This window comes from Pedobacter sp. (assembly GCF_045628745.1).
Classification (GTDB): Bacteria; Bacteroidota; Bacteroidia; order Sphingobacteriales; family Sphingobacteriaceae; genus Pedobacter.
On record NZ_JAZQPU010000477.1, the window covers coordinates 1 to 5,620 of the forward strand.

Annotated in this window: 7 protein-coding genes; 6 read left to right on the forward strand and 1 reads right to left on the reverse strand. The window is 37.0% G+C overall.

What is annotated here, in order from left to right:
• The first annotated feature begins 40 nt into the window (after nucleotides 1-40).
• Nucleotides 41-496 carry a response regulator gene (locus tag ACR2F7_RS17310; protein WP_432714786.1) on the forward strand — a complete coding sequence of 152 codons (456 nt, stop codon included), beginning with the start codon at nucleotides 41-43 and terminating at the stop codon, nucleotides 494-496.
• Nucleotides 497-546: 50 nt separating this feature from the next.
• Here ACR2F7_RS17310 and rpoN read toward each other — a convergent pair whose 3' ends face one another.
• Nucleotides 547-2,007 carry an RNA polymerase factor sigma-54 gene (gene rpoN / locus ACR2F7_RS17315; protein ID WP_432714787.1) on the reverse strand — a complete coding sequence of 487 codons (1,461 nt, stop codon included), beginning with the start codon at nucleotides 2,005-2,007 and terminating at the stop codon, nucleotides 547-549.
• A gap of 175 nt (nucleotides 2,008-2,182) precedes the next feature.
• Between rpoN and mscL the strand changes: the two genes are divergently transcribed.
• From mscL to rpmH, 5 genes are all read left to right on the forward strand, one after another.
• Entirely contained in the window at nucleotides 2,183-2,629 is a 447-nt protein-coding gene (mscL, locus tag ACR2F7_RS17320) for a large conductance mechanosensitive channel protein MscL (protein WP_432714791.1), read from the forward strand.
• Between the two features lie 221 nt (nucleotides 2,630-2,850).
• Complete coding sequence (locus ACR2F7_RS17325; protein WP_432714788.1) at nucleotides 2,851-3,612, forward strand: LiaF transmembrane domain-containing protein; 762 nt, start codon at nucleotides 2,851-2,853, stop codon at nucleotides 3,610-3,612.
• Between the two features lie 11 nt (nucleotides 3,613-3,623).
• Nucleotides 3,624-4,682, forward strand: a complete 1,059-nt coding sequence (locus tag ACR2F7_RS17330) for a sensor histidine kinase (protein ID WP_432714789.1) — start codon at nucleotides 3,624-3,626, stop codon at nucleotides 4,680-4,682.
• Nucleotides 4,660-5,397, forward strand: a complete 738-nt coding sequence (locus tag ACR2F7_RS17335) for a LytR/AlgR family response regulator transcription factor (RefSeq protein WP_432714790.1) — start codon at nucleotides 4,660-4,662, stop codon at nucleotides 5,395-5,397. The genes ACR2F7_RS17330 and ACR2F7_RS17335 overlap by 23 nt, the downstream gene beginning before the upstream one ends.
• 109 nt (nucleotides 5,398-5,506) lie before the next feature.
• Nucleotides 5,507-5,620: 50S ribosomal protein L34 (rpmH, locus tag ACR2F7_RS17340; protein WP_432714792.1), on the forward strand; the 114-nt coding region annotated here is incomplete at its 3' end.

Here is a 5,620-nt window from a genome sequence, read left to right on the forward strand (position 1 = left end):
TAATAAAAAACTAATTTTAACTTTTTATTAAAGAGAAAACATGAGTGCTCATATCTTATACGTCGACGACGAACCACACAATCTAAGTGCATTTACGGCAACTTACAGAAGGCTTTATAAAATCTTCACCGCAGAGTCTGCTGAAGAAGGAAGAAAGATTCTGGAACAGGAAACAATCCATGTGATTATCACGGATCAACGAATGCCGAAAACCACAGGAGTGGAGTTTTTAGCTTCAATCTTAGAGAAACATCCTGATCCGATAAGGATGATCTTAACAGGCTATTCAGACATTGATGCGGTGATTGACGCCATAAATAAAGGCCAGGTTTACCGCTACATCCAAAAGCCATGGATGGAAGAGGATCTAAGGATTAATATTGAGAAAGCTTATGAAATTTATACCTTAAGGAAAGAGAACAGGGAACTTACAGAGAAGTTATTGGTTGCTAACGAGCAGTTGGAGTTTTTGCTCAGACAAAACTTACTTTCATAATACAGGAATTGCCTATTGGATGTGTTTTACAGCCAATAGGCATCTGTAATTTATAATTCTTTTCTAAGTCTTGCCACAGGAATATTCATTTGTTCTCTGTATTTGGCTACAGTTCTGCGGGCAATATTATAACCCTGGTCTTTCAAAATCTCTGTCAATTTCTCATCTGCCAGCGGTTTTCTTTTATCTTCTCTGCCTATACAGTCTTCTAAGATCTTTTTTACTTCTTTATTAGAAACTTCTTCACCACTTTCGGTTTGAATGGCTTCAGAAAAGAATGATTTCAAAAGAAACGTGCCGAATTCTGTCTGCACATATTTTGAATTGGCTACCCTTGAAACAGTAGAGATATCCATATCAATTTTGTCAGCAATATCTTTCAAAATCATAGGGCGCATTTTACGCTCATCACCAGTCAATAAATACTCATATTGATACTGCATAATGGCGTTCATGGTCTTAAGCAAAGTTTGTTGCCTTTGTTTAATTGCATCAATAAACCATTTTGCCGAATCCAGCTTCTGTTTTACAAATTGCACAGCCTCTTTCAGTTTTTTATCTTTCAGCGCTGCTTTATCGTAATGTTCAAACATATCAATGTAAGAACGGCTTACCCTTAACTCAGGTGCATTTTTAGAGTTTAGCGTTAAAATCAAAACCCCGTCATTATTAGAAACGTGAAAATCTGGGATAACTTGCAGTTGTTTGGTGGTTACCTGGTTAGAATCACCTGGTTTAGGGTTTAAGCGGAGAATTTCATTGATGATTTCCTTTAACTCTTCGCTGGTTAAGTTCAGTGATTTCTCTAACTTATCATAGTGTTTACGTGTAAACTCATCAAGGTAACTTTCTACCACCTGTATAGCCTTAATGATCAGAGGCGTTTGTTCTTTGCGTTTCAATTGGAGTGTTAAACATTCCTGTAAATCCCTTGCGGCAATGCCCGGAGGATCGAAGCTTTGTATAACCCTCAACATTTCCATTACATCTTCCTCATCTACCATCACATTTTGTGAAAATGCAAGGTCATCAATCATGGAAGTAATAGGGCGTCTTAGGTATCCATCATCATCAAGGCTTCCTATAATTTGTTTACCAATTATAAAATCCTGGTCAGACAAAGGTACTAAGTCTAATTGTTCCTGAAGACTTTCAAAGAAGGTGCTTTCAATAGCAATAGGGGTTTCTTTTTTCTCCTCGTCATCGTCACTGTTGTTGTATGATGTGCTGTAATCATTTACGTTATCATCCTGTAAATAATCATCTACATTAAATTCATCCGTATTTTCTTCTTTAGAAGAGGGGTCATATTCATCTGGCGTATCATCATATTCATTTTTAGGCTCTTCCGCGATCATTAAACTAGGGTCTTCCAGTGCTGGATTTTCTTCTAATTCTTCTTTTATGCGGGTATCTAACGACACAGTAGGAACTTGCAGCAACTTTATAAATTGAATTTGCTGAGGTGATAATTTTTGAAGTAATTTTTGTTGTAAATGTTGTTTTAGCATGTTGTAGAAATGGCATTAAACCCGTTTCAAAATTAAGCATTTGGTTTAGATATAAACTAATCACTTAAAGGATTATTGTAATGTAATGAAAATTTTCCTACCAAAAAATACAAACTATAATTAAAAAAATGAATAGATTTATAGTAGAGTCTAAATGGATATTAAAGATATTTTTATGAGTTTCATTAAAGAGTTTAAAGAGTTTGCCATTAAGGGAAACGTTATTGATCTTGCTGTCGGTGTGATTATCGGTAGTGCGTTTGGGAGAATTGTTACCTCAATGGTTAACGATTTAATTATGCCACCCGTCAGCTTATTGATTGGTGATAAGGGTTTTACGAATTTCTACATTCCCTTAAGTGAAAAAGTAAGGACTTTTCTGACGGCTAATCCAACAGCTTCGTTAGAAGAGGCTAGGGCAGTGGGACCAGTGTTTGCCTGGGGAAATTTTGTTACGGAAGTGATCAATTTTGCCATCCTTTCTTTTATCATATTTTTAATGGTTAAAGCTATCAATAGAATGAAAAGAAAACAAGAAGCGTCACCTGTTGTTGGGGCACCAGAAGACACAAAAGAGCAGGTATTGTTGACAGAAATCAGAGATTTGCTAAGAACTAAATAAGTTTTTATAAGTTTTTTTTAGCCTAAGGAGTGGCCATAATTTATATGGCTATTCCTTAGGCTTTTTTTTGAATAAACGCTTTACCGACTAAATCCTGTTATTCACCGACATTTTACCCTGCTATACTGCAAGGCTCTCGTATATGAATACTTGCTTGCCTACATTTGATTACCATTCATTGAATGATATTCGATCACCCTTAGAAAAAAGATAATATACAAATGAAATTTAGCAATATAAATAACGGCAACACAACGAACCGGGTTTGGAGTGGCCTGATTCTTTTAGTCATTGGAGTAGTGTTCTTCTTAAGGAACTTTGGCATTGAAATTCCAGATTGGATTCTCAGCTGGCACACTTTATTGATTGCCATTGGTCTTTTTATTGGGGTAAAGCGTAATTTTCAAGGGGGTGGTTGGTTAATTATGGTTTTGATAGGCGGCTATTTCACCATTGAAGATATGGGTGATTTTGATTTCAGCAAGTATTTCCTGGCTTTTATCTTTATCCTTTTGGGTTTATTTTTAATCTTGAAACCAAAGACCAGTGCCATGGAAAAGTGGAAACGTAAATCTGCAAAGCTTAATTTTCAAGATCAAACTGATGCACCTGCAAATACGGAAGAGCCTGTAACGGTAGATCAAAATGATGTGATTGACTCTGTGAATATTTTTGGTGGTGCACACCAGAAAGTGTATTCCAAGAATTTTAAAGGCGGAGATGTGCTCGCTATTTTTGGTGGCTGTGAACTGAATTTAAGTCATGCAGACTTTCAGGATACCATAACCCTGGATGTGATTGCTATTTTTGGAGGGGTAAAAATAATTGTTCCGCCAAACTGGGAAATCAAATCAGAAATTGTTGCTATTTTTGGTGGTATGGATGATAAAAGGGCTGTGGCTCCTTTTGTTGATGGCCCCAGAAAGATTTTAGTGATTAAGGGGGTTGCCATGTTTGGTGGTGTAGATGTTAAAAATTACTAACCCTTAGGCTTGTGACAACCAGACCATTATCTGTTCCAAGGATACAAAGAATAGCCGTAGGTGGCTTTCTTTTTTATGTAGTTGCCTTTGTGCTGATGTTTTATTACCTGCTTAATTTTACATGGGTGATCTCATTGGCAGACAGTTGTATCTCCAACCTTTTACTTGCCTTTTGCTGCATGGTGTTCAGCAACCTGCTAGGCTATTACCAGCCAAAAAATGAACCTGTGGTATTTGTGCTGGTCATTACGTTAATACTAGCGCTGTTTGTAACTTTTTCCAGTAGTTTTATACTTAATCTGCTGATTACGGAGAAAAAATATGCGATCTTTCTGGACCTCTCGCTGCCCTTTAGGTTTACCATTGTTTTTATTTTTCTTGCCTGGTGGGCCATCGTTAATATATTGTGGTATAAACTAGAAGAGCAGTCGGAAATGAAAGAACGTTTATTTGCGGCACAAAACCTTGCTAAAGAAGCCGAATTAAACCGGTTGAGACACCAACTGCAGCCTCACTTTTTGTTCAATAGCCTCAATTCTGTCTATGCACTGACCATCGTGAATCCCAAAGAAGCCGGCCCGATGATTACTAAATTAGCGTCCTTTTTGCGGGGCACACTTAAGCGAGACGATGATGTTTGGGTTACCGTAGCGGAAGAGATGGAATATATACAGCTTTATTTAGATATTGAGAAAGTAAGGTTTAGCCATCGTTTAAATATTAATGTGCAAATAGCCGAGGAAACGCTCGGTTTAACCTTACCAGGAACATTGTTGCAGCCTATTGTTGAAAATGCCATTAAGTTTGGGTTGTACAATACTTCTGCAGCCATCACCATTTCTATTGAGGTTACGGTGGAACATCAGGTGTTGCAGTTTACGATTAAAAATCCTTTTGATCCAGAAATAACTGCAACCGGTGGTACCGGTTTCGGCTTGTCGGCCATAAAAAGAAGATTATATTTATTATTTGCAGATCAACATTTACTGCATACCTTCACCGAAGAGCCTAATTTATTTGTCACACAGCTAAAAATACCGCAACACCATGATCAAAACCATATTAATTGATGATGAATCCCTCGCAAGAGATATTATTAAATTCTATTTACAACAGTATTCCGAGATTGAAGTTGTGGCAGAATGTAGTGATGGCTTTGAAGGGTTGAAAGCCATCACTCAATTTAAACCTGATTTTATTTTTCTGGATATTCAGATGCCTAAGATCAGTGGTTTTGAGATGCTGGAGTTAGTAGAGCTGCCACCTGATGTAATTTTTACCACCGCATTTGATGAATATGCCATCAAGGCTTTTGAGGTTAATGCGATAGATTATTTATTGAAGCCTATTGAAAAAGAGCGGTTTGATATGGCCATACAGAAGCTGCTGAATAAGCATAGCCACGGAGAATCGCTCAACAGAGATCATTTAGATATTGCCGCCCTCAGCCCAGCACAAAGCAACCGGATTGTGGTTAAAAAGAATGGGATTATTAAAATATTAAACGTGATGGATGTGCATTACCTGGAGGCAGATGATGATCAGGTGAAGATCAGCACGACCGATGGCATCTATTTTAAGAACAAAACCATGAGTTTTTTTGAGAAAACGTTAGAATCTTCTCAATTTATTCGTATTCATCGTTCTTATATTATAAATTTGTCGCAGGTGTCCCGGATAGAACTGAAGGAAAAAGATAGTTATATGGTACTTTTGAAATCTGACATTTGGCTACCGGTAAGTAAAACGGGTTATATCAAGCTTAAAACATCGTTAGGAATATAGATGAAGTTAAAAATCATTATACCTGGAAATGTATTTGGATTTGTACAATAATTACGCTATGTTTGCACCTCTTATTTAAAAAATATATAGTTAAGATATAAATACAGTTATGAAAAGAACATTCCAACCTTCGCAAAGAAAGAGAAGAAACAAACACGGCTTCCGCGAAAGAATGGCTACAGCAAACGGTAGAAGAGTATTAGCTTCTCGTCGTGCAAAAGGA

What these genes read in the sequence shown, in the direction of transcription:
- mscL (WP_432714791.1), top strand. Translation starts at nt 2,183, where the DNA reads ATGAGTTTCATTAAAGAGTTTAAAGAGTTTGCCATTAAGGGAAACGTT.
- ACR2F7_RS17310 (WP_432714786.1), top strand. Translation starts at nt 41, where the DNA reads ATGAGTGCTCATATCTTATACGTCGACGACGAACCACACAATCTAAGT.
- ACR2F7_RS17335 (WP_432714790.1), top strand. Translation starts at nt 4,660, where the DNA reads ATGATCAAAACCATATTAATTGATGATGAATCCCTCGCAAGAGATATT.
- ACR2F7_RS17325 (WP_432714788.1), top strand. Translation starts at nt 2,851, where the DNA reads ATGAAATTTAGCAATATAAATAACGGCAACACAACGAACCGGGTTTGG.
- rpoN (WP_432714787.1), bottom strand. Translation starts at nt 2,007, where the DNA reads ATGCTAAAACAACATTTACAACAAAAATTACTTCAAAAATTATCACCT.